Consider the following 26,899-nt stretch of genomic DNA (forward strand, 5'->3'; position numbering starts at 1 on the left):
CTCCACGTGCCGGCCCAGGTTTGGGCATCCCCGGTGGAACACTCTAGTCGCGCGGGAGGAGCAGGCCTGCGCGACATTCACCTGCTCGCTGAGCCTAGGCCGCCGGGACCACCGCCCGCAGCCCGGACAGACGCGAGGGTATTTCGCATTCTCGCCCAGACAGTTAGCGTGCAGACGTGGCCATCGACCGTGACAAACTTCGCGAGCGTCTCGACCGGGCGACCGCTCACCTCGACCCGCCGTACGCGGTGGTCGACCTCTCCGCGTTCGACGCCAACGCCGGCGCGCTGACCGGCCGGGCCGACGGCAAGCCGCTGCGCGTGGCGAGCAAGTCGGTACGGGTCCGCGAGCTGCTGACCCGCGTGCTCGGCCGCCCCGGCTGGCAGGGCGTGATGGCCTTCACCCTGCCCGAGGCGGTCTGGCTCGCCCGCTCCGGCGTCAGCGACGACGTGCTGGTGGCGTACCCGACGGCGCACCGGGCCGGCCTCGCCGAACTGGCCGCCGACCCGGCGCTCGCCGACGCGGTGACGCTGATGGTCGACGACCCCGCCCAGCTCGACCTGATCGACCAGGTCTGCCCGCCCGCGCGCCGCCCCGCGCTGCGGGTCTGCCTCGACCTGGACGCCTCCTGGCGGCCGCTGCGGGGCCGGGTGCACGTCGGCGTGCGCCGCTCCCCGGTGCACAGCGCCACGGCGGCCGGCGCGCTCGCCGCCGCCGTCGCCGCCCGGCCGGGCTTCCGGCTGGTCGGCCTGATGTCGTACGAGGCGCAGATCGCCGGTCTGGGCGACGCGCCACCCGGGCAGGCGGTGCTCGGCTCGGCGATCCGGGTCGCGCAGCGCGGGTCGTACCGGGAACTGCTGGCCCGCCGCTCGGACGCGGTCGCCGCGGTACGCGAACACGCCGACCTGGAGTTCGTCAACGGCGGCGGCACCGGCAGCGTGGCCGCCACCAGCGCCGACCCCGCGGTCACCGAGGTCACCGCGGGCTCCGGCCTGTACGGGCCGACGCTGTTCGACGCGTACCGTGCCTGGCGGCCGACCCCGGCGGCGTTCTTCGCCTGCGCGGTGGTCCGCCGCCCGGCGCCCGGGCTGGCGACGGTGCTCGGCGGCGGCTGGATCGCCTCCGGCCAGGCGGCGAGCAGCCGGCTGCCCCGGCCCTGGCTGCCGGACGGCCTGAAGCTGCTCGGCGCGGAGGGCGCCGGTGAGGTGCAGACGCCGCTCGCCGGGGACGCCGCGGACGGCCTGCGCGTCGGTGACCGGGTGTGGTTCCGCCACGCCAAGGCCGGCGAGATGTGCGAGCACGTCAACGAGGTGCACCTGGTCGACGGGGACGCGGTGGTCGCGACGGTGCCCACCTACCGGGGCGAGGGCCACGCCTTCCTCTGACCCGCCGCCGGCGTGACGACGGCGGGCCCCGGCGCACCCGGGAACCCGCCGCTCGGCGTGCCGCTCAGCCCTGGGACACGGCCTCGGCCGGGGCGTTGACCTGCCGGTGCAGGTACTCCCGGATGAGGGCCTTCGCCTCGACCAGCACCCGCTCGTCGCCGTCGGTGCGGCGGCGGAAGGCCAGCTTGATCAGGGCGTCGGCCGCCTCGACCGCGACCTCCAGGTGGAACCGCAGGTCGGGCACCCCGGCCAGGCCGAAACGCTCGGTGAGTACGCGGGCGAGCTGCTCCGCGATGACACCGTTGTTGTCCCGCTGGTCGTCCAGCAGATGCAGGTCGACCACGTCGCCGAAGTGCAGGGTACGGAAACCGGGGACGGTGCGGTGCATCGAGATGTACTCGTCGATCGCCGCGTCGACGCCGTCCCACCAGTGCGTCAGATCGTCCGACGCGAACCGCTCGTCGAGCCGCTGGAGGTAGGACTCCATGGTCCGCAGCGTCAGCGCCTGCACGATGGCCCGCTTGTCCGGAAAGAACTGGTACACCGACCCGATCGCCACCTCGGCGCGCTCGGCGAGCAGGGTCGTGGTCAGCCCTTCGTACCCCACCTCGTCGACGAGCTCGGCGCAGGCGTCCAGCATCCGCTGGACCCGCGCGACACTTCGACCCTGCACCGGTACCCGACGCAGCGGCCCGGTCGTGGCGGCTGGTGTGGACACTCGGCGCCACCCCCCTTCGACGGATGAACATATCTGCACGTCACGAGTCTGTGACTACCGGTACAACGAGCCGGGCTCGATTGCGGTATTTACCAGGCACAACGTTCCTGATATGAATTCAGTTCATATTCATGTCGAGGAGTGGCCGCGATGACCGGTACCACCGCCACCTGGTCCAACTGGGCCGGCAACCAGCACAGCTCCGCGCTCCTCACCGTGCGCCCGCGTAGCGTCTCCGACGTCGTCGAGGCGGTCCGTCAGGCCGCCGCGGCCGGCCGGACCGTCCGGGCCACCGGCAGCGGCCACTCCTTCACCGCCACGGCTGTGGCCGACGGGCACCGCATCGACCTCGCCGAACTGGAGACAGACGTCACCGTCGATGTGGCGCGCCGCCTGGTCACCGTACCGGCTGGAATGACGTTGCACACGCTCAACGAACTGCTCGCCGGGCACGGCCTGGCGATGCCGAACCTCGGCGACATCGACGCCCAGACCATCGCCGGTGCGCTCTCCACCGGCACCCACGGCACCGGGGCGAAACTGGGCTGCCTGTCCACCTTCGTGGCCGGGCTGACGCTCGTCACCGGCACCGGCGAGGTGCTGCGCTGCTCGGCCGAGGAGAACCGCGACGTCTTCGACGCCGCCCGGGTCGGGCTCGGCGCGGTCGGCGTACTGGTCGAGGTCACGCTGCGCTGCGTCGACGCCTTCGTGCTGCGCGCGCACGAACGCCCCGCCCCGCTCGCCGAGGTGCTCGGCGACCTGCCCGGCCTGTACGAGGCGCACGACCACGCCGAGTTCTACTGGTTCCCGTACACCGACCGGGTGCAGGTCAAGACCAACGACCGGGTACCCGCCGACGACCGGCCGCTGCCCGGCTGGCGCGGCTGGCTCGACGACGAGTTCCTCTCCAACACCGTCTTCGCCGGCGCCTGCCGCCTCGGCCGCGCCGTACCCGCCCTCGCCCCCACGATCAGTGCCGTCTCCGCCCGCGCGCTCACCGAACGCACCTACACCGGCCGTTCCGACCAGGTCTTCTGCACACCACGCCGGGTCCGCTTCGTGGAGATGGAGTACGGCCTGCCGCGCGAGACGCTGCCCACGGCGCTCACCGAGCTGCGCCGGATCGTGGAGCGGCTGCCGTTCAAGGTGCTGTTCCCGGTCGAGGTGCGGTTCACCGCCGCCGACGACATCTGGCTGTCCCACTCGTACGGGCGGGACTCCGCGTACATCGCCGTGCACCAGTACGTGGGCATGCCGTACGAGCCTTATTTTCGCGCGTTCGAGCAGGTGGCGACGGAGCTGGGTGGTCGCCCGCACTGGGGCAAGCTGCACTGGCGCGATGCGGAGTCGCTGGCCACCGCCTACCCGAGATTCGAAGACTTCCGATCCGTCCGCACCCGCCTGGACCCCCACAACCTTTTCCAGAACCCGTACTTGACCCAGGTCCTAGGCTCCTGAAGATCTTGGAAGAAATGGGCCGTCATAGGTGCCGTTTCCTTCCAAGATCTCGGCTCACGCTCCGCCTCGCCAGCCCGCCGCTCGCAGGGCGGCGCGAAGCTGCGCGATCACCTCTTCCGGATGGGCGCGCAGGACCCAGGCGGGGAACCGGAGAACACGGTCGCCCTCGACCCACAGGTCGTTCTGTCGGCGCATGTCCGCCCAGGCGTGCGCCGGGTCGTGATGCTGTCCGCCGTCCACCTCGACGTGCACCCGCCACTGCTCGAAGTAGGCGTCGAGGTATCGCCGCCGGCCGGCGGAGTCCCGGCGGACCACCTGCCGGGTCGGTTCGGGCAGACCGGCGCGGCGGGCGAGACCGAGCAGGTCGAGTTCGCCCAGGGAGTGCGCGCCGCCCGCCGCATCGGTGGCAGTGGACAGGATCAGCCGCCTTCTGCGGATACGGGGCATCCGCTCCGCCACCTCGTGCAGGTCGTCACCGCCCACGAGCCGCTGCTGGAAGGCAGCCGCGACGATCGCCCGGGCCTGCATGTCGGTCGGTGCCCACTGCGCGGCGTCGACGATCGACCGGGCCACCGTAGTCCGGGGCGGCGCCGCGACCGGCACCACGTCGGAGTCGGGCAGATGGGTCGTCCGGTGCGCGAGCACGCCGGCCGGCAGCGGTGACCGACGGGTCGTGGCGGGCAGGAGCAGGTGGACCACCCGGTCCGGGAACCCCCGCAGCCCGCCTGCCTGAGCAGCGGTCACGCCACCCAGCAGTGCGGTGGGCCCGGCCGCCAGCACCGCGATCCACCGTCGCTGAGCGGCACCGACCGGTCCGTTGTGCGCGACGAGAACCGCCCGGTGCGCCTGCCGCCACCGGCCGGTCGCCACCCGATGGCGGATCGCCCCACGGGTGAGATGCGCCCGTGCCTGCTGGAGGCTGAGCACGTCCTCCTGCCGGAAGAGCAGCCAGGTCAGCTCGTCCGCATCATCCGACGGCAGCGCCCGCCGCATCCCCGCCCACGATTTCCCCACCCACCCACGGTGGCCCCAACGCGGCTGCTTCGCCGCCCTTGTGGACAACCACGAGATCTTGGAAGGAAAGGGCCGTCCTAGGGGCCCTTTCCTTCCAAGATCACTCGTTCGGGGTTGAGGTCGCCTTCTTGGGGGCCGCCTTCTTCGCGGGGGCCTTCTTCGCCGCGGTCGTCTTCTTGGCGGCCGTTGTCTTCTTGGCGGCCGTCGTCTTCTTGGCCGGGGCAGCCTTCTTCGCGGCCTTCTTCTTCGGGGCCGGGCCCTTCGCGCGCTTCTCGGCGAGCATCTCCGACGCCTGCTCCAGCGTCAGCTCCTCCGGCGTCTGCCCGCGCCGCAGCGACGCGTTGAACTCGCCGTCCGTGACGTACGGCCCGAAGCGCCCGTCCTTGATCACCAGCGGCTTCTCGGTGAGCGGGTCGTTGCCCATCTCCCGCAGCGGTGGCGCGGCGGCCCGGCGCTGGCGCGTCTTCGGGGCGGCCAGCAGCGCCAGCGCCTCGTCCAGCGTGACGGTGAACATCTTGTCTTCCGAGTCCAGCGAGCGGAACTCGTCACCGCGCTTGACGTACGGGCCGTAGCGGCCGTTGTTGGCGAACACCTCGGTGCCGTCCGGTGCCACGCCGATGAGCCGGGGCAGGCGCAGCAGCTGCAACGCCTGCTCCAGGGTGAGGCTGTCCGGCGACTGCGAGCGCAGCAGCGACGACTTGCGCTCACCGCTGGCCACGTACGGGCCGAACCGGCCGGACTTGAGCAGGATCGGCTCGCCGGTCGACGGGTCGTCGCCGAGCTTGCGCTCACCGCCGCCGCCGAGGAACAGCTCGTGCACCTTCTCCGGGGTCAGCTCGTCCGGCGCGAGGCCCTCCGGGATCGGCGCCCGGTCACCCTGCGAGCCGCCCTCCTCGCCCTCGCCCTCACCCGAGGCCGAGCCCGAAACCGAGGCCGTGCCCGAAACCGAGCCGGGGAGCGCCCGCTGCAGGTACGGCCCGTACCGGCCGACCCGGACGACGACCTCGCGGCCCTCGTCGTCGGTGAACAGCGGGATCGAGTTGACGCTGCGCGCGTCGATCTCGCTGAGGTTCTCGGTGACCAGCTTCTTCAGGCCACCGGCGTGCGCGATGGCCTGGTCGCCGGCGCCGTTGGTGCTGCCGAAGTAGAAGGAGGTGAGGAAGTCGACGGCTGCGTGGTCGCCACCGGCGATCTCGTCCAGCTCGTTCTCCATGCTGGCCGTGAAGTCGTAGTCGATCAGGCGCGGGTAGTGCCGCTCCATCAGCCCGATCACCGCGAACGCCAGGAACGTGGGGATCATGGCCTGGCCGCGCTTGGTCACGTACCCGCGGTCCTGGATCGTCTGCATGATCGAGGCGTACGTGGAGGGGCGGCCGATGCCCAGCTCCTCCAGGGCCTTCACCAGCGACGCCTCGGTGTAGCGCGACGGCGGCTGGGTGTGGTGGCCCTGCGCGGCCAGCTCGTCGGCGGTCAGCGGCTGATCCTTGACCAGCGTGGGCAGCCGCCGCTCGGCGTCCTCGGCCTCGGCGTTCTCGTCGTCGCTGGACTCGACGTACGCGCGCAGGAAGCCCGGGTCGGTGATGGTCTTGCCGGTCGCCCCGAAGTCGGCCTCCTCCTGGGCGGAGGAGACGGCACGGATGCGCACCGACACGCTGGAGCCGACCGCGTCGGTCATCTGCGAGGCGATGGTGCGCCGCCAGATCAGCTCGTAGAGCTTGTACTCCTCGGCGGACAGCTCCTTGGCCACCTCGCCCGGGGTGCGGAAGTTGTCGCCCGCCGGGCGGATCGCCTCGTGCGCCTCCTGCGCGTTCTTCACCTTGCCGGTGTAGCGGCGCGGCTCCGGCGGCACGCTGCGCTCGCCGTACAGCTCGACGATCTGCCGGCGGGCCGCCGCGATGGCCGTCTCGGACAGGTTCACGGAGTCGGTACGCATGTAGGTGATGTAGCCGTTCTCGTACAGGCGCTGCGCGGTGCGCATCGTCTGCTGCGACGAGAACCGCAGCTTGCGGGCCGCCTCCTGCTGGAGCGTGGAGGTGATGAACGGCGCGTACGGGCGGCGGCGGTAGGGCTTCTCCTCGACCCGGGTGACGGTGAACGGCCGGTCGGCCAGGCGGGCGGCGAGCCCCCGGGCCCCGCCCTCGTCGAGGTGGACGACACCCGCTCCGGCGCGAACACGACCCGTGGTCGGCTCGAAGTCCTTGCCGGTGGCGATCCGGTCACCGTTCAGCGCGACGAGCGTGGCGTTGAACGTACGCGGGCCCTCGCCCGGCTTCGCCACCGCGAGCGTGGCCAGGATGTCCCAGTACTCGGCGGTGCGGAACGCCATCCGCTGGCGCTCCCGCTCGACCACGATCCGGGTCGCCACTGACTGCACCCGGCCCGCCGACAGCTTCGGCATGACCTTCTTCCACAGCACCGGCGATACCTCGTACCCGTAGAGCCGGTCGAGGATGCGCCGCGCCTCCTGGGCGTCGACCAGGTCGCGGTCGATCTCCCGGGGGTTGGCCACCGCGGCCTGGATGGCCGGCTTGGTGATCTCGTGGAAGACCATCCGCTTGACCGGCACCTTGGGCTTGAGCGTCTCCACCAGGTGCCAGGCGATGGCCTCGCCCTCGCGGTCCTCATCCGTCGCCAGGAAGATCTCGTCGACCTCCTTGGCCAGCTTCACCAGCTTGCTGATCTGCTGCTTACGGTCGGGCGAGACCACGTAGAGCGCGTGGAAGCCGTTGTCGACGTCGACGCCGAGACGCGCCCAGGGCTCACCCTTGTACTTCGCCGGGACGTCGGCGGCGTTGCGGGGCAGGTCCCGGACGTGGCCGAAGCTGGCCTCCACGACGTACCCCGGGCCGAGGTAGCCCGAGATCGTCTTGGCCTTCGCCGGAGACTCGACGATGACCAGACGGGTGGTTCCAGCGTTGCTCGGCACGTCTCTCCCCGACCTCACTCCTACGCCATGCCCGCTTCGGGCCGTGTTGCGCCACCCGGACCACGGGCGGTCCGGATGTCCAACGTAACGCGCCGTCCGCGTTCCGGGTTTCGTGGGCGGCAAACGGGCCGCTCTCCCGGCCACCGCCGGCCGCACCCTGCCGGACGGCGTCACGGTACACCGTGGGTAGGGCGGCAGGCGTGTCACTGTGACGATCGCGTACACCCGGCGGAGCCGTCGCCGGGTGTCCGGGTTCGGACACCGGACGGTCAGCCGGGCGCGCCCGGCCACTCCGCCGCCGGCGCCGTGACCGGCCGTTCCCCCACCAACTCGGCCAGCCGCGACATGCGCCGCCCGCCGATCCGGAACGCGGGCCCGCCCTCGTCCGGCTCGACGAACGCGGCCGGCAGGCCGACCGCCGCCAGCGCGGCGCGCACCACCGGCCAGCACGGCTCGTCGGCCGGTCCGAGCCGCAGCCGGAACCCGGCCGGCTCGGCCGTGCCGGCCGCGGCCACCCAGAGCCGCAGCCGCCGCCCGTCCAGGTGGAATCGGGCCGGTGGCCGCTTCACCGCCCCGCGCAGCCAGGCCCGCGCGAGCGGCGCCAGCATGCTCGTGTACGCGGTACGCACCCGGTGCCGCCCGTCCTCGGTCGGCTCCCAGCTCGCCGGCACGCCCCGGGCACCCAGCTCCGCCACCAGCACGTGCACCCGCCAGGCGGCGTCCACCACCACGGAGATCCGGGCCGTGCCGCCCATCCGCCCCACCTCACCCGGCCCGGCGAGCAGGCCGGCGAGATCCGCCAGCACGGGATCGGCCGCCTCGGTGGAGAACAGCGAGGGCTGGCGGGCCGGGTTCGGGGTGGGAGGGGTCAGCGACACTCCGGGACCTCGTCGAAGGCCTCTTTCAGCTCGGTCGAGTTGAGCTTGCTGGTGTCCAGCGCGCTCGCGTCGTACTCCTTGTTGAGCGTGTCCACGGCGGCGCGCACGCCGTCGTAGAACGGGCCGGCCTGGGCGGTGTCGAGCCCGTCGATGGCGGACCGGGCCCGGCCGTACGCGTCGCGCATCTTGCTCAGCGACCCCAGGAACCCGGCGGACACCTCGGCGCCGCGCTCGGCCTCGGGCACGCCCGCCTCCTCGACCTTGCGCCGGGCCGTCTCGCTGGCCTGCTCGGCGCCGGCGAAGAGCCGGACCAGGTTCTCCTTGGCCTGCGCCGGAGTGGTCTGCGCGGTCATCTGCTGCTGGGTGCTGCTGGTCAGCTTGGAGATCTCCGCGCGCCACGGGGTGAGCGCCTGGCACACCGACGCGGCCCAGACCCGGGGGCTCGGGCCGCCGCCGCACCCGGCGACGACGAGGACCAGCGTGGCCAGGACCACCGTGAGCTTTCCGGCGGTTGCCGCCCGGCGCGTACGCATGCGTTGCAGCGTACGACCTCCGGGCGGAACCGCCACCGCTCAGGTTTGCCGGGCACGGGGCTCCCGGCCGGCCGGGACCGGCCGGGAGCCGTCGCGTGGACCTCAGGCGTTGACCGTCTCCGGGCGCTGGTCCGGCTTGCCGGCGTCGCTGTCCGAGTCGGTCATCGCCACGCCCTTGCGCTTGCTGAACACCACGGCCCCCGCGATGATCAGCGCGGCGACCACTGCGATCGTGATGCGCAGCGGGTTGTTCTGGTCGTTGCCCACGCTCCAGGCCACCACGGCGGGCGCGATCAGCAGCGAGACCAGGTTCATCACCTTGATCAGCGGGTTGATCGCCGGGCCGGCGGTGTCCTTGAACGGGTCGCCGACGGTGTCGCCGATGACGGTGGCGGCGTGCGCGTCGGAGCCCTTGCCGCCGTACGCGCCGTCCTCCACCAGCTTCTTGGCGTTGTCCCAGGCGCCACCGGAGTTGGCCAGGAACACCGCCATCAGCGTGCCCGCGCCGATCGCGCCGGCCAGGTACGCGGCCAGCGCGCCCGGGCCGAGGCCGAAGCCGACAGCGATCGGGGCCAGGATGGCCAGCAGGCCGGGGGTCAGCAGCTCACGCTGCGCGTCCCGGGTGCAGATGTCCACGACCTTGCCGTACTCGGGCCGCTGGGTGCGGTCCATGATGCCGGGCAGCTCACGGAACTGGCGGCGTACCTCCATCACCACGGCGCCGGCCGAGCGGGACACCGCGTTGATGGCCAGGCCGGAGAAGAGGAAGACCACCGCGGCGCCGATGATGAGGCCGACCAGGTTGCGGGGGTTGGCGACGTTGAGCGAGTTGAGGATCTCGTTGCCGACGTCGTTCACGCCCGCGTCCTCGTACGAGGAGCGCAGCGTGTCGGTGTACGAGCCGAACAGCGCGGTGGCGGCCAGCACGGCGGTGGCGATCGCGATGCCCTTGGTGATCGCCTTGGTGGTGTTGCCGACGGCGTCCAGCTCGGTGAGCGTCCGCGCGCCGTGCTCGTCGATGTCGCCGGACATCTCGGCCACGCCCTGCGCGTTGTCGGAGATCGGGCCGAACGTGTCCATGGCGACGATGACGCCGACGGTGGTGAGCAGGCCGGTGCCGGCCAGCGCGACGGCGAACAGCGACAGCGTGATCGAGCTGCCGCCGAGCAGGAACGCGCCGAACACGCCGGCGCCGATCAGCAGCGCCGAGTAGACGGCCGACTCCAGGCCGACGCTGATGCCGGCGAGGATGACGGTGGCCGGGCCGGTCTGCGAGCTCTTGCCGATGTCCTGCACCGGGCGCCTGTTGGTCTCGGTGAAGTAGCCGGTCAGCGCCTGGATCGCGGCGGCCAGCACGATACCGATCACGACCGCGCCGATGGCCACCAGCCGCGGGTTGCGGTCGACGTCGGTCAGCCCGCCCTCCAGCTCGGCGAACGTGGCCGGCAGGTACGCGAACGCGGCGATCGCGACGAGCACCGCGGCGATGAGCGCGGAGAGGTAGAAGGCCCGGTTGATGGCGGTCAGGCCGTTGCGGTCGCTGGCGCGCAGCCGGGTGATGAAGACGCCGACGATCGCGACGAGCACGCCGATGGTGGAGATGATCAGCGGGAAGACCAGGCCGGTCTCACCGAACGCGGCCCGGCCCAGGATCAGCGCCGCGACGAGCGTGACCGCGTACGACTCGAACAGGTCCGCGGCCATGCCGGCGCAGTCGCCGACGTTGTCGCCCACGTTGTCGGCGATGGTGGCGGCGTTGCGCGGGTCGTCCTCCGGGATGCCCTGCTCGACCTTGCCGACCAGGTCGGCGCCGACGTCGGCGGCCTTGGTGAAGATGCCGCCGCCGACCCGCATGAACATGGCGAGCAGCGCGGCGCCGAAACCGAAGCCCTCCAGCACGGTCGGGGCGTCACCCCGGTAGATCAGCACGACGAGCGCCGCGCCGAACAGACCGAGGCCGACGGTGAGGAAGCCGACCACGCCGCCGGTGCGGAAGGCGATCTTCATGGCGCCTTCGCGTCCGCCTTCGCGCTCCCGCGCGGCCGCTGCCACCCGCAGGTTGGCGCGGGTGGCCAGCCACATGCCGGCGCCGCCGATGAACGCGCTGAACAGCGCACCCACCACGAAGAACGCCGAGCGGCCGAGCTTCACCAGCGTTTCGTTGCCGTCGGTGTCGTGCACCGGCAGCAGGAACAGCAGCACGACGGCGATCACGACGAAGATCGCCAGCGTGCGGAACTGCCGCAGCAGGTACGCCGACGCGCCCTCCTGCACCGCGCCGGAGATCTCCTGCATGTTTGTGGTTCCCTTACCGGCCGCCAGGACCGCCCTGGTGAGGGCGGCCGCGAAGACGAGCGCCACCAGCGCGATGACCGCGGCGATGACGACGTACGTCACGTTGGCTCCGGTAAGGGACAGTGCGCCGCCGTCAGCGGCCAAGGTCCCGGACATCTATGTCCTCCTGTACCGAACAACTCGCGCCGGCCGGTGGAGACGCACGGGCCGACGCCTGGATGCGGACTCGCAAGCGCGCGCCAACCCACTCCGGCGGACCGTTCCCGCTGGCTACGGGACGGGATCACTTGCTGACAACCCGGGTACTGTAGCCCTCCGGCGTGGCGAGGGTCACAGGCAGGGGGCACCGTGTCTCGATGATCTTCGTAACTGTGTTATACGAAGAAATCTGATATATGGCCCGGTCAACACGACGAGGCCGCGCTCCCCGTGCGGGGAACGCGGCCTACGTGAACGGGAAGGTCAGGCGCGTCCAGCCGGCCAGGTCATCCGGACCTCGGTGCCGACGCCCTCGTCGACCGGGCGGACCTGGAGGTCCTCCACGAAACCGGCGAGCAGCGCGAAGCCCACCCCGGTGGTGAGCGCGTCCTCGCTCAGCGACTCCTTGGCCAGCTCGTCCGGCCCGAGCGCGGCCAGGCCGAGGCCCGCCTCGATCGGCGCCCGGTCCACCACCCGGACCGTGTAGCCACCGGTGTCGGACATCTCCACGTACACCGGATCCGCCAGGCCGTACTGCCGGTGCAGCGCGACCGCCCGCGTGCACGCCTCACCGATGGCCAGGCGCACCTCGTCCAGCAGGTCCTCGCGTACGCCGGCCCGCCGGGCCACCGCGACGCCGACCAGGCGTGCGGTACGCACGTGCACCGGGGCCGGAGAGAAGGAAAGCTTGACGGTGGCCATCACGCGCCGGTGGAGTCGGCGGCGATGGCCGCGTCGACCGTCGGATGCAGCGGGAAGACCTGGTCCAGGGCGGTGATCCGGAAAATCTTGAGCAGCGGCTCCTTGTCGCAGACCAGGGCGAACGAGCCGCCGGCCGAGCGCAGCCGCTTGAGCGCGCCGACCAGCACGCCCAGTCCGGTCGAGTCGAGGAAGTCCACCCGGCCCAGGTCGACCACCACGTGGCGGGCCCCGCCGTCGATCAGCTCAAGAAGCCGTTCCCGCAGGCGGGGGGCGGTGTAGACGTCCACCTCACCACCGACCTCGAGCACCGTGTGCTCCCCCACGGCGCGGGTCGCCAGCGACAGCTCCATCGGCCCCTCCTCGGTAAACTCTCCAGGGCATCTAACCATCCCCCGTGCGGCCCTCTCGGATCACCGGCCACGCCCCTCCCTTACCCCCACCCTGCGGTTCCCAATTCCGAACACCAGTGCGAGAGTGCAGGACGTGACCGACCACAGCCCCGGCCCGCGGCGTGCTCCGGGTGAGCTGCTGCGCCGGCTGCGGCTGCGGCACCCCACCGACCCGGTCACCCACGTCGAGCGCGTCCCGGCGCGGGCCGGCGAGCCGGTCGGGTGGCCCGGCTGGGCGCCGGAGGAACTGCGGGCGGCGTTCGCGCGGCGCGGCGTCACCGCCCCGTGGCGGCACCAGGCCGAGGCCGCCGAGCTGGCGTACGCCGGCAATCACGTCGTGGTGGCCACCGGCACGGCGTCCGGCAAGTCCCTGGCGTACCAGCTGCCCGCGCTGAGCACGCTGCTCGCCGACCCGCGCGCCACTGTGCTCTACCTGGCGCCGACCAAGGCGCTCGCCGCCGACCAGCTCCGCGCCGTCGCCGGTCTCGACCTCGACGGGGTACGCCCCGCCACCTACGACGGGGACACTCCGCGCGCCGAACGGGAGTGGATCCGGCGGCACTCCCGGTTCGTGCTGACCAACCCGGACATGCTGCACCACGGCATCCTGCCCGGCCACGCCCACTGGTCCGGGTTCCTGCGCCGCCTCGCGTACGTGGTGGTCGACGAGTGCCACACCTACCGGGGCGTCTTCGGCTCACACGTCGCGCACGTACTGCGGCGGTTGCGGCGGCAGTGCGCGCGCTTCGGGCGTACCCCCGTGTTTCTGCTGGCCTCGGCCACGTCGGGTGACCCGGCGACGGCGGCCGGGCGGCTCACCGGTCTAGCAGTCACCGCCGTCACCGAGGACACGTCGCCGCGCGGCGGCGTGACGTTCGCGCTCTGGGAGCCGCCGCTGCTGCCGCCCTCCGACTCGGCTCCCGACGCCGACCTCGTCCAGGTCCGGCGCTCCGCGCTGCGGGAGACCGCCGACCTGCTCGCCGACAGCGTCGTCGAGGGGGTACGCACGCTCGCGTTCGTGCGGTCCCGCCGGGGCGCCGAGGTGGTCGCCGCAAACGCCCGGCGGTCGCTGGACGAGGCGGTACCAGGGCTGGGCGAGCGGGTGGCCGCCTACCGGGCCGGCTACCTGCGCGAGGAACGCCGCGAGCTGGAACGGGCGCTGCTGCACGGCGACCTGCTCGGGCTCGCCTCCACGAACGCGCTCGAACTCGGCGTCGACCTGGTCGGGCTGGACGCGGTGCTGATCTGCGGCTGGCCCGGCACCCGCGCGTCGCTGTGGCAGCAGGCCGGGCGGGCCGGGCGTTCCGGCGACGAGGCGCTCGCCGTGCTGGTGGCCCGGGACGACCCGCTCGACACCTACCTGGTGCACCACCCGGAGGCGCTGTTCGGGCGGCCGGTCGAGGCGACGGTGCTCGACCCCGCCAACCCGTACGTCCTCGCGCCGCAGCTCGCCTGCGCCGCCCACGAGTCCCCGCTCACCCCCGCCGACCTTGACCTGTTCGGTGAGGGCGCGAAGGAAGCGGTGGACTCGCTGGTCGAGGCGGGGGCGCTGCGGCAGCGGCCCACCGGCTGGTACTGGCGGCACCGGGAACGCCCCGAGGTCGACCTGCGCGGCGAGGGCGGCGCCCCGGTCTGCGTGGTGGAGGAGTCCACCGGCCGGCTGCTCGGCACCGTCGACGGCGGATCGTCGCACTTCCTGCTGCACACCGGCGCGGTCTACCTGCACCAGGGCGTCTCGTACGTGGTCGACTCACTCGACCTGGCCGACGGGTGCGCGCTCGTGCACGCCGAGGAGCCGGACTGGTCCACCCACGCCCGCGACGTCACCTCACTGTCGGTGGTGTCGGTCCGCTCGTACGTGGACGCCGGCCCGGTCGGTCTCTTCCTCGGCGAGGTGGACGTGACCAGCCAGGTGGTGTCGTACCAGCGGCGGCGCATCGCCACCGGCGAGGTGATCGACACCCGCCCGCTCGACCTGCCGGCCCGGGAGCTGCGCACCGTCGCGGTGTGGTTCACGCTCTCCCCCGAGTCGCTGACCGCCGCCGGTGTCGAGGCGGCCGACGTGCCGGGCGCGCTGCACGCCGCCGAGCACGCCGCCATCGGCCTGCTGCCGCTGATGGCGACCTGCGATCGCTGGGACATCGGTGGGCTGTCCACCGCCCTGCACCCGGACACCGAGGCGCCCACGGTCTTCGTCTACGACGGGCATCCCGGCGGGGCGGGTTTCGCCGAGCGGGCGTACGGCACCGCCGCCGCCTGGCTGCGCGCCACCCGGGACGCGATCGCCGAGTGCGGGTGCGAGACCGGGTGCCCGTCCTGCGTCCAGTCCCCGAAGTGCGGAAACGGCAACAATCCGCTGGCGAAGGCAGAGGCGGTGAAGGTCCTCGACGTGGTGCTGGCGAATCTCGCCACGGTCGGCGGCCCGGACGCGGTGTCTGACCCGGACCCGCCCACCTCTGGCCCGGAGGCGGACGGCCCGGAGGCGGGTGCCGGCCCGGAGGCGGGCGGCCCGGGGAGCGGCGAGGTGTTGCCCCGGCAAGGCGACCGGGTGGCCCGCCCAGCTCAGACGGCCGGTGGCCCACCCGCCTGACCTGGTCCGCGCCCGTCGGGTGGGGCCTCCCGCCAGTTCGGGGAGGTTGCTGTATCGGCGGGTGCTGGACCCCGCCACTTCGCCGAACTGGTGTCGATCAAGGTGGGCCGTGGCCCCGGGAGTCTGGTTGGTGGGACGGGTGCATGAGGGCAGGGCCCTCGGGGCATTGATGTATGGGAGCGCTTCCATGCATCATTTCCGGTAGCGCAGGTGACCCCAGACCCGTCCCGCCGGAGGTGCCGCCGTGGCCGACACGATCGCCGAGACCGTCGAGTTGCTCTACACCATCGACCAGGAAAACCTAACCCCCGACCAGCAGATCGCGCTGGGCACCGCGCTGGCCACGCTCGCCCAGGCGGAGCGGCTGGAGCAGATCAACGAGCGCCTGCGCGGCATTCACCAGGTGCTGAACAGTTGGGCGATGAAGGCCACGGTCGACGGCGGCCGTTGACCTTTCGTCGTCGTTCGCCTTGTGGGGTGGGTGGGTGCCCGGAAGCCGGAGGCCCTCGCGAGCGGTGATCCTGGCGCGAGCGGGGGCAAGCGGCGGCGGGCCTGCTGTGCGAGACTCCGGCGACCCCTCGAAGGAGATCTGATGTCGCTCGACAACCTGCAGGCCCATAACCGGTTCATCGTCCGACAGCGGATCCGGATGATGGTCAACCAGTACGAGGTGCACGCCGCGGCACCCGACGGCTCCGAGGCCGGGCTGCTCGCGTTCGCGCAGCAGAAGCGGCTCGCCTTCAAGGAGCAGGTGACCATCTACACCGACGACTCCAAGCAGTACCCCCTTCTCGGGTTCAAGGCCCGGCAGCGGCTCGACCTCGGCGCCACATACGACGTGACCGACCACGCCGGCAACCCGATCGGGCTGTTCCGCAAGGACTTCGCGCAGTCGCTGCTGCGCTCGACGTGGCACGTCGAGCAGCCCGGGCTGCCGCCGGCCACCGGGCAGGAGCGCAGCCTGCCGGTCGCGCTGCTGCGCCGGTTCGTCGACTCGCTCTCCTGGCTGCCGTACCACTTCGACTTCGTGGCCGGTGGCCAGCCGGTGTTCTCGGTCGACAAGAAGTGGGGCCTGCGCGACCGGTACGTCGTCGACATCCACCACCCGCAGATCGACCGTCGCCTGGTCATCGCGATGGCCGTCGGGTTGGACGCGCTCCAGTCCCGCTGACCCCGCGCCACCTTTTCCACCCGCCGGCCGAGCCCGGAGCGCCAGCGATCGACGCCCCCGGCTCGGCCGCCTCAACCGTCGGTGTCTCGGGCCGGCCCGGCCCGGGACGTCGCGGTGGCGTCCCGGGTCAGCCCGGGCAGCGGCTCGACACGTACCCGCGCCGTGACGATCAGATCGAGCCCGTCGATCCGGCAGCCGGTCATCCGGCCGCCGTTGGCCGCCACCAGCTCGGCCGCGCGAGCGCACGCGCCCTCGACGCCGTCGAGCACCCGCCCGGCACCGGCGAGCGCCCCGAAGTCCGCCGCGTTGCGGGCCTGGTGCCGAGCACAGCGGGCGGCCCCGAGCGCCGCGCCGAACATCCCGACCAGCACGAACACCAGCCCGATCGCGAGCAGGCACACAGTGGCACCGCCCCGCTCGGCGGCGGTTCGGCGCGACGCCCGGACGGCCGTCACGGCACCGGCCCCGGCGCGCCGGGTTCCACAGCCGCTGCCGCCTGCCCCGACACGCTCAGTCGCGGCAGCAGCGCGCCGAACGTCCGGACCGGCGCCCGAACCGTCGCCGTGACCCGGTCGCCTGCCACAGACACCGACACCTCGGCGCCCTCGGGGGCGTACCGCTGGCCGGCGACCTCGCCGGACTCGCCCCGGGCCGCAGCGAGCGCCGCCTCCCGGGCTGCGTCGACGCAGCCGACCCGGGTACCGACCGCGTTCACCGCCGTCAGCCCCGCGACGAGCAGCAGCATGAGCGCCGGCAGGCCGGCCGCCAGTTCGGCGGTGAAGGAGCCCCGCTCGCACGCTGCCCACGAACGTCCCCGGCGGAGCAGGCGGACGAGGGCACGCCCGACCGCCCCGGCCCGGATGCCGGCAGCGCCGCGGATCGGGCCCGCTTCGGCCGGGACGCCCAGCGGGTGCGCCGGAGCGGGAAACCAGCGGCCGGCCCACCGGCGCCGGATCACTTCAGGGCCCGGTCGATGACGGCGGTCAGCGCGGACTGCACGTTGCCGGAGGTCAGCACCTTCAACAGGATGCCGGCGAAGGCGACCGCGGCGAGCGTGCCCACGGCGTACTCGGCGGTGTTCATGCCGGCGTCACCCCGCAGGCGGGTGAGGAGTTTGCGCATGTCGTAGTCCCTTCTCGATGGTTCACAGCACGTCGCCGAGAACAGCGACGATCACCGGCACCAGACCGGCGAGAATGAAGGCGGGCAGGAAGCAGAGCCCGAGCGGCAGCACGATGAGCACACCCGCGCGCCGGGCGGCCGCCTCCGCGGCGGTCGACCGTTCGGCGCGGAGGTCGTCGGCGAGCCGGGTCAACGCGCGAGCCAACGCGGCACCACTGTTCGACGACCGGACCGCCGCCGCGACCACGGGTTCGGCCCCGGCCACGCAGCTCAGGTGCGCCCATGCCTCGGTTGCCGTACCGCCCAGGCCCAGCGTGCGGCCCACCCGGCCGAGCCGGTCAGCGAGCGGACCGCCGAGCGCCTCGGCGACCGCCAGCGCCGAACGGTCGACCGGCGCGCCCGCCCGCAGCGCGGCGGCCAGCAGGTCCGCGGCCAGCGGCAGATCGGCCGTCTCCCGCAGCCGTCGGTCCCGGACGGCGCGCGGCTCGATCCGCCGGAGCAGGCGATCGGCGGCGACACCGGCCAGCAGCCCGAGGAACAGACCGGTCCAGCCGCCGACCACCACCGGCACGGCCAGCCCGGCCAGCGCCGCGCCCAGCCGTACCCGATCCGGCCACCACGCCGGGCGGGGCCGCCGGGGAGCCGGGGCGAGCCGGCGCAACCGCCGGGCCGGGCGGGCCGCCGGAACGGCGACGACCAGGAGCGACGCGGCGCCACCGAGGCACACGGCGGCCAGCACCTGGCGGGACATCAGACGGCCCGCCCGGGTGTGACGCCGAGCCGCTCCGCCCAGAGCAGCCCGCCGACCTGCAACGCGACGGCCGCCAGCGCGCTGCCGCCACCTACCGGCGTGTGCAGGAGCACCGTCACCGGGTCCACCCCGATGCCGTAGCCCAGGCCGATCCCGCCCAGGGGCAGCGCGGCAAGCAGCCAGGCGGTCGCCCGGGCCCCGGCGGCCTGGGCGGCGGCAGCGGCGAGCCCCCGGTCGGCGGCGCGGGCGTCGGCCTCGATCCGTTCCAGCAGGTCGGCCAGGGGCGCTCCGGTGCGGTCGGCCAGCTTCCCGGCGGCCCGGGCCAGGCGCGCGACCCGGCCCGGCCCGTCGTCCAGGTCGGCCGGCAGCCCGGCCCGCAGGTCGGCGGCGACGGCGGCGAGCCGGTCGAGGTCGCGGCGATGCGCGAGCGCGGCCGCCCTTCGGGTACGCCGACGCAGCACCGCCCGGGCCGCGAGGACGCCGTAGGTGGCCAGCGCCAGGGCCGCCACCGGACCGCCGAGCAGCGCCCCGGACACGGCGCCGAGCAGCGCCGCCACGGGTAGCGCGCGTCGAGGCGTGAACAGGACCGGCGGACCGGCGGCCCGGTCGCCGTCCGCCGCGAGCGTCCCCGGGCCGAGGCCGACCCACCGCCGTGCCCGATGCGCCAGCGCGGACGCAGGCCCGAGGCCGGCCCGCTTCCCTGCCCGTTGCGCCGGCTCGGGAGCAGGCCCGACGCCGGTCCACTGCCCTGCCCGGTCGGCGGCAGGGCCGGGGCTGATCCACTGATGTGCCGGGTGCCCGGCTCCGGGCCGACGTGGTTCCCGAGCGCGGCCCGGTGGCTGGCCGGACGACTGCGGCCCGGCGTCGAGCGGACGGCGCGAACCGCCTGCCCGCTGGGCCGGACCGCCGCCCAGGACCGCCAGTCGCCGGGCGCGACCCGCGCGTACCGGCCAGGCGACGGCCGCTGCCGCGACCGCGAGAAGCAGCGCCACCAGCCCGAGCTGCGCGGTCACGACGGTTCCGCCCCGGGCACCTGGAGGACCGGCGGCACCGGCACACCCCGCTGCCGCAGCAGGGCGCCGAGCGCACGGGCCGCCGGACCGGGACCCCGTCCTCGTACCCAGGCCGGAACCACTGTCACCACGCGGTCGGGGCCGTCGGGCAGCAGCAGGCCGATGGAGTCCAGCACCCGTCCCTCGCCGGTCCGGCGGAGCTGGAGGACGACCTGCAGCGCGGCGGCGACCTGCGCGTGCAGTGCGAGGCGCGGCAGACCGCCGAGCATCCCGAGCGCTTCCAGCCGGGCCGGGACGTCGGCCGGAGCGTTCGCGTGCAGCGTCCCCGCCCCGCCGTCGTGGCCGGTGTTCAACGCGGCGAGCAGGTCCATCACCTCGGCGCCCCGGCACTCGCCCACGACCAGCCGGTCCGGCCGCATCCGCAGTGCCTGCCGGACCAGGTCACCGAGCCCTACCGCCCCGGCGCCCTCGACGTTCGCGGTGCGCGCCTGCAACCCGATCACGTGCGGGTGCACCGGGCGCAGCTCGGCGGCGTCCTCCACCAGCACGATCCGCTCGGTGCCGGGCACCAGCCCGAGCAGCGTGTTGAGCAGCGTCGTCTTGCCGGAGCCGGTGCCGCCGCTGACCAGGTACGCGAGGCGGCCGGCCACCACTGCGGCGAGCAGCGGCGCGACCGGCCGGGCAACCGTGCCCCGATCCACCAGCTCGTCGAGGGTGAACGGCCGCTGCCGGAAGGTACGCAGCGACAGGTACGGCCCGTCGGTCGCCACCGGCGGCAGCACGGCGTGCAACCGGGTGCCGTCGGGCAGCCGCGCGTCGGCGTACGGCGCGGCGTCGTCCAGCCTGCGTCCGGCAGCGGCGGTGAGGCGCTGCGCCAACCGGCGTACGTCGTCGAGCGTGCCCAGCGGCACCGCCACCTGACGCAGCCCCTGCCCCCTGTCGACCCAGACCCGTACCCCGTTCACCAGCACGTCGGTGACCTGCGGGTCGGCGAGCAGCGGCGCGAGTGGACCGGCGCCGATCAGGTCGTCGTGGACCCGGTCGGCGATCCGCAGCAACGTGGTGTCGCCGAGCACCGCGGTCGCCGGTTCGGCGCGTACGGCCGAGACGATCGCCGCCGGGGTGACCGGCGTCGCCTCGGCGGCGAACCGGTGCCGGACCCGGACGGCCAGTTCCCCGGGGTCGGCCGGCCCGGTCATGCCGCACCCGCCGCCGACGACCCGACCAGCTCGTCCACGAGCCGCTGACACAGGACGGCGAGTGGGCCCTTGCCGCTCGCGCCCGGCGCCTCGCCCCGCTCTAGTCCTCGGCACAGCCCCGGCTCGGGCCGCAGCGTGCCGGCGAGCGGCAGGCCCAGCGCCCGGGACACCTCGGCCGCGCGGAGCCGGCCGGGCGCCGGGCCGCGCACGATCACCGACAGGTCGATGCAGTGCGGCGCGGCGAGGGCGGCGACCCGGGCCGCCGCGGCTGCCGCCCGCAGCTCGGCCGGTACGACGAGCAGCGCGCGGTCGGCGGCCTGGAGCGCGATCACCGCCGCGTCGTCGAGGTGCCGAGGCAGGTCTAGCACGACCAGGTCCCGCCCGCGACGGCCGGCGTCGACAGTGGCGGCCATCGCCTCGGCCGGCAGGTGCCGCAGGTCCCCGCGATCCCAGGAGAGCACCACCAGGTCGCCTCGGCTGGGCAGCGCGCGGACCAGCGACGGCGGGTCGACGCGCCCGTCCGTGCCGGCCAACTCGGGCCAGCGCAACCCGTCGAGCTGCTCCCACCCGAGTACGAGATCGAGGCCTCCGCCGAGCGGGTCGGCGTCCACAAGCAGGGTGCGCAGGCGTGACCGGGCCGCGGTGACGGCGAGCCCGCCGGCGAGCACGCTGGCCCCGGCGCCGCCCCGCCCGCCGAGCACCGCCACCACCCGCCCCGACGGCGGACCCGCCGGGCCGGCCCCGCATTCGGCGAACCGGTCGATCAGCCAGGGCTCGGCCGCCGGCAGTGTCGCGACGTGCTCAGCGCCGATCAGCTCGGCCAACTCCGTACCCGGATCGAGTTCTCCGGAGCGACCGACCAGGACCGTGCGGGCGCGGCGGGGAAGGCGTGCCCGCAGGCAGGCCGCCGCCTGGTCGGCGCCGACGAGGACCAGCGGCGCCGGCGCCCAGCGGGCCCGGGCGGCCGCCGGGTCGGCGGCCAGTTCGACCTCGGTGCCACCGGCGGCCGCGAGTCGCAACAGCTCGTCGAGAAGGTCGCCGTCGGAGGTGACGAGCAGAGGCAGGCGACGGTACGGCGGGAGCGGAGTGCGGGGCGGCATGGCTGTCTCCCTCGGTCGGACTCGGACGTGCCCGGCAGCCTGCCCGGCCGATGAGCCGAATGCGGGAGATGTGGACTCCCCTGTGGACGGCGGAATGCGATGTGGACAGACCTCGGCGGAGGAGTGGATCTGCTATGTGGCGCGAGGGTTGAGCAGCGAACGCACGGTCAGCCATTGACTACGGGGATGATCAGTAACGGATAATCGGGGACCCCTCGCCGCTCCATGGACGGCACCGGCTTTGCGGATTCGAGGCCATGACCGATTCATCGCATCCCCTCGCGATTCCCCCACCTCCGCGCCACGCGCTGCCCGACGGACCGACCGGCGGCGAGGCCTGGCTGCGCGATCCGTCACCGGCAGCGCTCGCCGCGATCGCGGTCGGGCTCGTGGTAGTGGTGCTCGCCAGCATCGTCAGCGCCTTCGCGACGCCCCGCCGCCCCGACCTTCCACCGCCGATCGAGGGGCAGGCGATCCTGGCATCCCCGGCGCTGTCCAAGGGGGCCGCGGAACCACCGGAGGCGTCCTGGTCGCCGCCGCCGGTGTCGCTCTCCAGCCGCTCCGTCCTGCCCACCCGGACGGCCGAGCCGAGCCGGTCCGCCGCTCCGACCAGCCGGCCGGCGTCGCCGAAGCCCTCGCGTTCCCGGCCGAAGCCGCCTGTCATCGGGCCCGACGAGCTCAGACCGCTGTCGCCGTCACGCGAACGGAGGCTGCGTTCACACGGCGGCGGACCGGAGACGTTCATCGACTTCGTCAACGCCCGGCGGGAGCGCGTAGCCGTCTACTGGCTCAACTACGAGGGGCGGCGTCAGCGGTACGCGCTGCTCGAGCCTGGGCAGTCCTACCGGCAGCAGACGTACGTCGGTCATCCCTGGGTGGTCACCGACGAGCGCGGCGGAGCGCTGGTGTGTTTCGAGCCGGCCAGGCACACCTCGCGCGCGGTGATTCGCTGACCCGACCACAACTCGCTTGCCGGCCGGGACCCCGGCTGCGACGCTCCGGCCGTGATCGACAGACCTGGCGTCGACGAGCCGCTGCTGGCCGCCGAGGTGGCCGCCGCCTGGGCCCTGAGCGTCGCCGACCTCGTGTTCCTGCCGGTGGGGCTCGACGGGAACGCCTGGGCGTACCGGGTGGACACGACCGGCGGTGCGCGGTACTTCCTGAAGCTGCGCCGCGGCGAGTTCACAGGGGCCGCCGTCGCGCTGCCAGGATTCCTCCGCGCGCGAGGCCTCCGGCAGGTCGTCGCGCCGATCGACCTGCCGGACGGCGGCGCCGTACACGGCTTCGAGGGCTACCGGCTGCTGCTCTACCCGTTCCATGAGGGCGGCAGTCTGTGGGCTCGCGGTCTAACCGACCGCCAGTGGATCGGGTACGGCGAGTTCCTGGGCCGGCTGCACCAGGTCACGCCGAGCGCCGAACTCGCCGCCGTCCTGCCGGTGGAGACCTACCGGTCGACCGCGGGCGACCGGCTGCGAACGCTCGGCGATCAGGCCGCGGCGAGCGACGCCCTCGGCGCGTTCTGGAAACGGTACGGCACCGCGCTGCACCGATTGGCGGACACGGTGGATGAGCTTGCGTCCGGTGTCACGCGCGCTCGGCACGTCATCGCCCACGCCGACATCCACCCGGGCAACCTGATCGCCGACGGCGACGGTCCGCTACACGTCGTGGACTGGGACGCGCCGATGCTCGCGCCGCGCGAGCGGGACCTGATGTTCGTCTACAGCCGGGACTTCGGCGACCACCCGGCCGACGCGCGCCGGGCCGAGCTCTTCCGGCGGGGCTACGGCCCGGTCGAGCCGGATCAGAGGTTGCTGAGTTACTACCGCGGCGAGCGACACCTCGACGATGCCGCCGAGTTCCTTCGCAGCATCCTGAGGCCCGGGGCCAGTCCGGAGTCCCGGGCCAACGACCTGCATTGGCTCACCCGCATCGCCGAGGCCGTCGCCGACCCCGCCTACGCGCCGTGAACAGCTACTCTGGCCGCCCTGCCGACATCTGACGTTGCGAGGTGACGTGCACAAGAGCCCTCGTCCACAGGATTGGACGGTCCGAGGTCTCCCCCTGCCCACCACGCTGGCCACCTTGCTGGAACAGGACCGTTGGCGGCACCCCGGAGACCACGTGCTCCGGAGCGTCATGCCGTGGTTCGAATACCCACTGATGTTCCCCACCAGTCTTGACGGAATGCGGTTCGAGAACAATGCCCTGGACCTCTTCGCCGACGACGCCCCGTTGTCGCAGCTGTTTCGAGTGACCCGCGGCAGCCGCATGAATCGTCCGGTCGCCCTGCCGTGGCTCGATGCCGATCGCGCGGTGTTCATCGCGGTCAACCGGGACCCTGGAGACGATGTAGCCCTCGCGCTCGACTACCGCACCGACGTCGCCGACCCGAGGGTCGTCGCCAGTGACTTCTGGACCGACCCCACCCGATGCTCCTGGCGGCTGGTGGCGCCCAGGTTCACGCAACTCCTCACGGCGCTCGGCCCCACCTGACCGGGCACGCGCCTGCTGGTCCGCCCGTCGGCGGGTCAGGAGCTGATCTCGTGCATCGTTCCGTCCGGTCCCATGCGGTACCTCCGCGGCGGTCCCATGGCTCGCAGTGCCTCCGCATATGCGGCCTGACGGGCGGCCTGTTCCTCGCCGGACGGGTCGCTCACGCGGAAGCCGTGCAGATGAACATCGTCGGGGTCGATGTCGTCGGGGGACGGACGGCCCTCGACGACGAAGCCGAACAGCGCACGCAACGCTTCCTCGCCGAGGTCGAGGGGATGAAACGGCAACGGGTACGGGCCCGGCTCGACGCGATGCTCACCGGCCCAGTACGGCAGCTCGAAGTCGTACGGCTCGCCGATGTTCTCCTGGATGCTGCCGCCGGGCGACAGGCTCAGCGATCTGACCAGTACGCCGTCCTCCCACTCCGCGAAGCCGAGCCAGTCCACGGCAGAGTGCATCCCGTGCATGATGATTCGCCGGCCTGCTCCGGCCAGGCGAAGGTGCTCCGGCAGCTCGGACGGGCGGTCGAGCATGACCCGTCGGTCGCAGTACAGCTCCGCCCCGGCCAGCACGGTGGCGTACGTGACACCGTCCGGCGGGTAGACGCCGTCGAGCAGGGTGTCGTCGTCGGCTGGTTCGACGACGTGGCCGGGGTGGACTCGACGTATCAACGCCTCGACTTCGGCTCGCGCCGATCGCCCGGCGCCACGCAGCGCCGGACGAATGTCGCCGTCAGTAAACGCCAGCAGTGCCGTCTTCGCGCCCACGCCGTTCCTCCCCGTACCGCAGAAAGCCACCTCGGACGATCATGTCGGCCTGCTGGTTCTGCGACAGGGCCTTGAGACCGATCTGCAACCAGGCCGGAGTCCGGGCATCGCGGGAAGCCGTACGGTTTCAGCCCGCCCGATGCCGGGGACGCCACCCGTAGGCGACGGGGAGGGGCTGTGACCTGCGGCGGAACGCTCACGGCGCAAAGGGACGACCCCCGTCGGGGGGAGACGGGGGTCGTCTTGTGGTTCGGCTCCGGGGGGGTCGAGCCGAACCGACTCAGCGGTTACGGGGGGTGCAACCGCCGAGGCCTGCGGCGTCGGGAATGTGAACTCCCGTCGCGAGGACAAGCATGCCGCAGCCGACCCTTATACGTCGAGTGGTGTTCAGTCCACGCAAAGCTAATTTCTTGCACATCAGATGTGACCGCCGTCACTCCTGCGGGTGCTCATCCACTTCCATGACCCTGGGCGGACGCCTCCGCGCCGCTGTCGGGCTAGACTTTCGCGCCGTGGGCCGCAGCGCCGCTTTCTTCGATCTCGACAAGACCGTCATCGCCAAGTCAAGCGCACTGGCATTCGGTCGGCCGTTCTACCGGGACGGGCTGATCACTCGGCGTGACGTGGTCAAGTCGGCGTACGCGCAGTTGATGTTCCGGCTGGGCGGCACCGACGAGCAGACCATGGCCCGCACGCGGGACTACCTGGCCACCCTCTGCAAGGGCTGGCCGGTGGAACAGGTCCGCCAGATCGTCGCGGAGACGCTGCACGAGCTGATCAACCCCTATGTGTACGCCGAGGCGGCCGCCCTCATCGAGGAGCACCAGGCCGCCGGCCGGGATGTGGTGCTGGTTTCCGCGTCGGGTGACGAGATGGTCCGGCCGATCGGTGAGCTGCTCGGGATCACCGACGTGATCGCCACCCGGATGGGTGTGGTGGACGGCCGCTACAGCGGTGAGGTCGAGTTCTACGCCGCCGGTCCGAGCAAGGTCGAGGCGGTCAGCGAGCTGGCTCTGGAACGCGACTACGACCTCAGCGACTCGTACGCGTACTCCGACTCGTACTCGGATCGGCCGCTGCTGGAGTGCGTGGGGCACCCGACGGTGGTCAACCCGGACCGGGCGCTGCGCAAGCTGGCGGTGGAGAACTCGTGGCCGGTGCTGGAGTTCCGGCACCCGATTCCGCTGGGCCGCCGCCTGCGTGAGCGGCCGGCCGTGCCGGTCGCGGCCGCGGCGCTCGGTGTCGGAGTCGGCGTGGCCATCGGCATCGCCTGGTACGGCCGGCACCGCCGCACCCGCGCCGCCGCGCCGACCGCCTGACACCCGCGACCTCAGGACGCGGCGAGGATCTCGTCGCCGATGAGCGTGATCTGGTCGGCGCCGACCTCGACAGCCGTCATGTAGTGCCGCAGCCAGGAGCGCAGGCCGTCGGGCGTGCCGGTGGCGAACGCGCCGGCCGCGCCCACGTACTCCGGTTCGCGCTCGCGGTGACCGACGTCGACAGCGACCAGCCCACGGGGGTCGAACCCGGTGGAGATCAGCACCAGCCGGGCGGCGGCGCGGGCCACCACCCCGGACGGGCCGGGGAACGGGCGCAGGTTCAGCAGCTCGCCGTGTACGACGGCGGCCAGCACCAGCGGTGGCACCTTGGTGCCGCCGGCGACCAGGGCGGCCAGGCCGTCGAGGCGGGCCGCGACCACCGGGTCGGCGACCGGCCGGCCCAGCTCCTCCTCGGTCACCACGTCGCGGGCGGCGAGCACGTGCAGCCGGGCCAGCACCTGCCGGGGCGCCTTGGGCCAGAGGTCGCTGAGCCCGGGCAGCGCTCCGGCCACCCGTAGCGCGCCCTGCATCACCGGGTCGGTGACGGTGCCGGCGCGTACCTCCTCGCGGTCGTGGACGCGGCCCTCCAGCGCGGCGCTGGCCACGGCGGAGCGGAGGCTGACCTCGGCGGCGACCTGGCCGCCCTGGCGGCGCAGCGCGCGGTGCCGGTGGGCCAGGTCGACCCGCTCGCGGGCCTGCTCGACGGCGGGGGCGACGTCGGCGAGCGCGAGCAGCGGGGCGAGCGGATCGGTGGTCACCCCGTCACGCTAGCGACCGCCGGGCTCCCCCCATGCCCGGGGTTGTTAATAAGGGTCCCTTCCTCTACCGGAGGCGTTAACAAGGGGCCCTTCCTTACACCTCGGCGCGAGGGGAGG

General features: G+C 73.2%; 26 protein-coding genes. 9 read left to right on the top strand and 17 right to left on the bottom strand.

Annotation, left to right across the window (positions count from 1 at the left end):
• The first annotated feature begins 176 nt into the window (after window positions 1-176).
• On the top strand, window positions 177-1,385 hold the full coding sequence (locus tag DQE82_RS06065) for an amino acid deaminase/aldolase (RefSeq protein ID WP_043327230.1): 1,209 nt from the start codon (window positions 177-179) through the stop codon (window positions 1,383-1,385).
• A 64-nt stretch (window positions 1,386-1,449) separates the two neighbouring features.
• Here the strand turns inward: DQE82_RS06065 and DQE82_RS06070 are convergent, their stop codons facing one another.
• The gene (locus tag DQE82_RS06070) at window positions 1,450-2,025 is read right to left on the bottom strand and encodes a TetR family transcriptional regulator (protein ID WP_073826205.1); all 576 of its coding nucleotides are present in this window, start codon (window positions 2,023-2,025) and stop codon (window positions 1,450-1,452) included.
• A 219-nt stretch (window positions 2,026-2,244) separates the two neighbouring features.
• Between DQE82_RS06070 and DQE82_RS06075 the strand changes: the two genes are divergently transcribed.
• Window positions 2,245-3,561, top strand: coding sequence for a D-arabinono-1,4-lactone oxidase (locus DQE82_RS06075; RefSeq protein ID WP_199495943.1), 1,317 nt, complete (start codon window positions 2,245-2,247; stop codon window positions 3,559-3,561).
• 54 nt (window positions 3,562-3,615) lie between these two features.
• On the opposite strand, the gene DQE82_RS06080 is transcribed toward DQE82_RS06075, so the two are convergent.
• The 7 genes from DQE82_RS06080 to DQE82_RS06110 all read right to left on the bottom strand — a co-directional run bounded on the left by DQE82_RS06080 (window position 3,616) and on the right by DQE82_RS06110 (window position 12,457).
• The gene (locus DQE82_RS06080; RefSeq protein ID WP_231915640.1) at window positions 3,616-4,575 is read right to left on the bottom strand and encodes a DUF559 domain-containing protein; all 960 of its coding nucleotides are present in this window, start codon (window positions 4,573-4,575) and stop codon (window positions 3,616-3,618) included.
• A 100-nt stretch (window positions 4,576-4,675) separates the two neighbouring features.
• The gene (gene topA / locus DQE82_RS06085) at window positions 4,676-7,501 is read right to left on the bottom strand and encodes a type I DNA topoisomerase (RefSeq protein WP_113972182.1); all 2,826 of its coding nucleotides are present in this window, start codon (window positions 7,499-7,501) and stop codon (window positions 4,676-4,678) included.
• A gap of 269 nt (window positions 7,502-7,770) precedes the next feature.
• Window positions 7,771-8,379 (bottom strand): hypothetical protein, encoded by a 609-nt coding sequence (locus tag DQE82_RS06090; RefSeq protein WP_113972183.1) that lies wholly within the window; start codon window positions 8,377-8,379, stop codon window positions 7,771-7,773.
• Window positions 8,370-8,912, bottom strand: a complete 543-nt coding sequence (locus DQE82_RS06095; RefSeq protein WP_043327238.1) for a hypothetical protein — start codon at window positions 8,910-8,912, stop codon at window positions 8,370-8,372. Before DQE82_RS06095 ends, DQE82_RS06090 begins: the two co-directional genes overlap by 10 nt.
• Window positions 8,913-9,014: 102 nt before the next feature.
• Complete coding sequence (locus tag DQE82_RS06100) at window positions 9,015-11,363, bottom strand: sodium-translocating pyrophosphatase (RefSeq protein ID WP_043327240.1); 2,349 nt, start codon at window positions 11,361-11,363, stop codon at window positions 9,015-9,017.
• 306 nt (window positions 11,364-11,669) lie between these two features.
• Complete coding sequence (locus tag DQE82_RS06105; RefSeq protein ID WP_043327241.1) at window positions 11,670-12,107, bottom strand: ATP-binding protein; 438 nt, start codon at window positions 12,105-12,107, stop codon at window positions 11,670-11,672.
• A complete protein-coding gene (locus tag DQE82_RS06110; protein WP_013283649.1) occupies window positions 12,107-12,457 on the bottom strand; it encodes an STAS domain-containing protein in 351 nt (116 codons plus the stop codon). Before DQE82_RS06110 ends, DQE82_RS06105 begins: the two co-directional genes overlap by 1 nt.
• 133 nt (window positions 12,458-12,590) lie before the next feature.
• Here DQE82_RS06110 and DQE82_RS06115 point away from each other — a divergent pair, with 133 nt between their 5' ends.
• The 3 genes from DQE82_RS06115 to DQE82_RS06125 all read left to right on the top strand — a co-directional run bounded on the left by DQE82_RS06115 (window position 12,591) and on the right by DQE82_RS06125 (window position 16,257).
• On the top strand, window positions 12,591-15,086 hold the full coding sequence (locus tag DQE82_RS06115) for a DEAD/DEAH box helicase (RefSeq protein WP_113972373.1): 2,496 nt from the start codon (window positions 12,591-12,593) through the stop codon (window positions 15,084-15,086).
• Window positions 15,087-15,330: 244 nt separating this feature from the next.
• Window positions 15,331-15,537, top strand: coding sequence for a hypothetical protein (locus DQE82_RS06120; RefSeq protein WP_043327245.1), 207 nt, complete (start codon window positions 15,331-15,333; stop codon window positions 15,535-15,537).
• 141 nt (window positions 15,538-15,678) lie between these two features.
• Complete coding sequence (locus DQE82_RS06125; RefSeq protein ID WP_030503750.1) at window positions 15,679-16,257, top strand: hypothetical protein; 579 nt, start codon at window positions 15,679-15,681, stop codon at window positions 16,255-16,257.
• Between the two features lie 71 nt (window positions 16,258-16,328).
• On the opposite strand, the gene DQE82_RS06130 is transcribed toward DQE82_RS06125, so the two are convergent.
• The 7 genes from DQE82_RS06130 to ssd all read right to left on the bottom strand — a co-directional run bounded on the left by DQE82_RS06130 (window position 16,329) and on the right by ssd (window position 21,442).
• Window positions 16,329-16,712: an Rv3654c family TadE-like protein gene (locus DQE82_RS06130; RefSeq protein ID WP_113972184.1), complete on the bottom strand. Its 384-nt coding sequence runs from the start codon at window positions 16,710-16,712 to the stop codon at window positions 16,329-16,331.
• Window positions 16,709-17,119 carry a TadE family type IV pilus minor pilin gene (locus DQE82_RS06135; RefSeq protein WP_370446784.1) on the bottom strand — a complete coding sequence of 137 codons (411 nt, stop codon included), beginning with the start codon at window positions 17,117-17,119 and terminating at the stop codon, window positions 16,709-16,711. Before DQE82_RS06135 ends, DQE82_RS06130 begins: the two co-directional genes overlap by 4 nt.
• A gap of 92 nt (window positions 17,120-17,211) precedes the next feature.
• On the bottom strand, window positions 17,212-17,379 hold the full coding sequence (locus tag DQE82_RS06140; protein WP_013283643.1) for a DUF4244 domain-containing protein: 168 nt from the start codon (window positions 17,377-17,379) through the stop codon (window positions 17,212-17,214).
• A 22-nt stretch (window positions 17,380-17,401) separates the two neighbouring features.
• A complete protein-coding gene (locus tag DQE82_RS06145) occupies window positions 17,402-18,130 on the bottom strand; it encodes a type II secretion system F family protein (protein WP_113972185.1) in 729 nt (242 codons plus the stop codon).
• On the bottom strand, window positions 18,130-19,143 hold the full coding sequence (locus DQE82_RS31045) for a hypothetical protein (protein WP_233514597.1): 1,014 nt from the start codon (window positions 19,141-19,143) through the stop codon (window positions 18,130-18,132). The genes DQE82_RS06145 and DQE82_RS31045 overlap by 1 nt, the downstream gene beginning before the upstream one ends.
• Window positions 19,140-20,342 (bottom strand): TadA family conjugal transfer-associated ATPase, encoded by a 1,203-nt coding sequence (locus DQE82_RS06155; protein ID WP_113972187.1) that lies wholly within the window; start codon window positions 20,340-20,342, stop codon window positions 19,140-19,142. Before DQE82_RS06155 ends, DQE82_RS31045 begins: the two co-directional genes overlap by 4 nt.
• Entirely contained in the window at window positions 20,339-21,442 is a 1,104-nt protein-coding gene (gene ssd / locus DQE82_RS06160; protein ID WP_113972188.1) for a septum site-determining protein Ssd, read from the bottom strand. The genes DQE82_RS06155 and ssd overlap by 4 nt, the downstream gene beginning before the upstream one ends.
• Before the next feature lie 257 nt (window positions 21,443-21,699).
• Here ssd and DQE82_RS06165 point away from each other — a divergent pair, with 257 nt between their 5' ends.
• The 3 genes from DQE82_RS06165 to DQE82_RS06175 all read left to right on the top strand — a co-directional run bounded on the left by DQE82_RS06165 (window position 21,700) and on the right by DQE82_RS06175 (window position 23,938).
• On the top strand, window positions 21,700-22,395 hold the full coding sequence (locus DQE82_RS06165) for a hypothetical protein (RefSeq protein ID WP_113972189.1): 696 nt from the start codon (window positions 21,700-21,702) through the stop codon (window positions 22,393-22,395).
• A gap of 51 nt (window positions 22,396-22,446) precedes the next feature.
• Window positions 22,447-23,412 carry a phosphotransferase enzyme family protein gene (locus DQE82_RS06170; protein ID WP_113972190.1) on the top strand — a complete coding sequence of 322 codons (966 nt, stop codon included), beginning with the start codon at window positions 22,447-22,449 and terminating at the stop codon, window positions 23,410-23,412.
• A 115-nt stretch (window positions 23,413-23,527) separates the two neighbouring features.
• On the top strand, window positions 23,528-23,938 hold the full coding sequence (locus DQE82_RS06175; protein ID WP_140946281.1) for a hypothetical protein: 411 nt from the start codon (window positions 23,528-23,530) through the stop codon (window positions 23,936-23,938).
• Between the two features lie 35 nt (window positions 23,939-23,973).
• On the opposite strand, the gene DQE82_RS06180 is transcribed toward DQE82_RS06175, so the two are convergent.
• Window positions 23,974-24,705 carry a hypothetical protein gene (locus DQE82_RS06180; protein ID WP_043327259.1) on the bottom strand — a complete coding sequence of 244 codons (732 nt, stop codon included), beginning with the start codon at window positions 24,703-24,705 and terminating at the stop codon, window positions 23,974-23,976.
• Between the two features lie 512 nt (window positions 24,706-25,217).
• On the opposite strand from DQE82_RS06180, the gene DQE82_RS06185 reads away from it, so the two are divergent.
• Window positions 25,218-26,024, top strand: a complete 807-nt coding sequence (locus DQE82_RS06185; protein WP_043327262.1) for an HAD family phosphatase — start codon at window positions 25,218-25,220, stop codon at window positions 26,022-26,024.
• An 11-nt stretch (window positions 26,025-26,035) separates the two neighbouring features.
• On the opposite strand, the gene DQE82_RS06190 is transcribed toward DQE82_RS06185, so the two are convergent.
• Entirely contained in the window at window positions 26,036-26,782 is a 747-nt protein-coding gene (locus tag DQE82_RS06190; RefSeq protein WP_043327263.1) for an oxidoreductase, read from the bottom strand.
• Between the last annotated feature and the right edge of the window lie 117 nt (window positions 26,783-26,899).

The organism is Micromonospora sp. LHW51205, assembly GCF_003315815.1.
GTDB classification, from domain to species: domain Bacteria; phylum Actinomycetota; class Actinomycetes; order Mycobacteriales; family Micromonosporaceae; genus Micromonospora; species Micromonospora chalcea.

Excerpts from the sequence above, each read along its gene's own strand:
- DQE82_RS06070 (WP_073826205.1), bottom strand. The coding sequence starts at position 2,025 with ATGCTGGACGCCTGCGCCGAGCTCGTCGACGAGGTGGGGTACGAAGGG.
- DQE82_RS06095 (WP_043327238.1), bottom strand. The coding sequence starts at position 8,912 with ATGCGTACGCGCCGGGCGGCAACCGCCGGAAAGCTCACGGTGGTCCTG.
- DQE82_RS06100 (WP_043327240.1), bottom strand. The coding sequence starts at position 11,363 with ATGTCCGGGACCTTGGCCGCTGACGGCGGCGCACTGTCCCTTACCGGA.
- DQE82_RS06110 (WP_013283649.1), bottom strand. The coding sequence starts at position 12,457 with ATGGAGCTGTCGCTGGCGACCCGCGCCGTGGGGGAGCACACGGTGCTC.
- ssd (WP_113972188.1), bottom strand. The coding sequence starts at position 21,442 with ATGCCGCCCCGCACTCCGCTCCCGCCGTACCGTCGCCTGCCTCTGCTC.
- DQE82_RS06145 (WP_113972185.1), bottom strand. The coding sequence starts at position 18,130 with ATGTCCCGCCAGGTGCTGGCCGCCGTGTGCCTCGGTGGCGCCGCGTCG.
- DQE82_RS06165 (WP_113972189.1), top strand. The coding sequence starts at position 21,700 with ATGACCGATTCATCGCATCCCCTCGCGATTCCCCCACCTCCGCGCCAC.
- DQE82_RS06125 (WP_030503750.1), top strand. The coding sequence starts at position 15,679 with ATGTCGCTCGACAACCTGCAGGCCCATAACCGGTTCATCGTCCGACAG.
- DQE82_RS06105 (WP_043327241.1), bottom strand. The coding sequence starts at position 12,107 with ATGGCCACCGTCAAGCTTTCCTTCTCTCCGGCCCCGGTGCACGTGCGT.
- DQE82_RS06140 (WP_013283643.1), bottom strand. The coding sequence starts at position 17,379 with ATGCGCAAACTCCTCACCCGCCTGCGGGGTGACGCCGGCATGAACACC.
- DQE82_RS06155 (WP_113972187.1), bottom strand. The coding sequence starts at position 20,342 with ATGACCGGGCCGGCCGACCCCGGGGAACTGGCCGTCCGGGTCCGGCAC.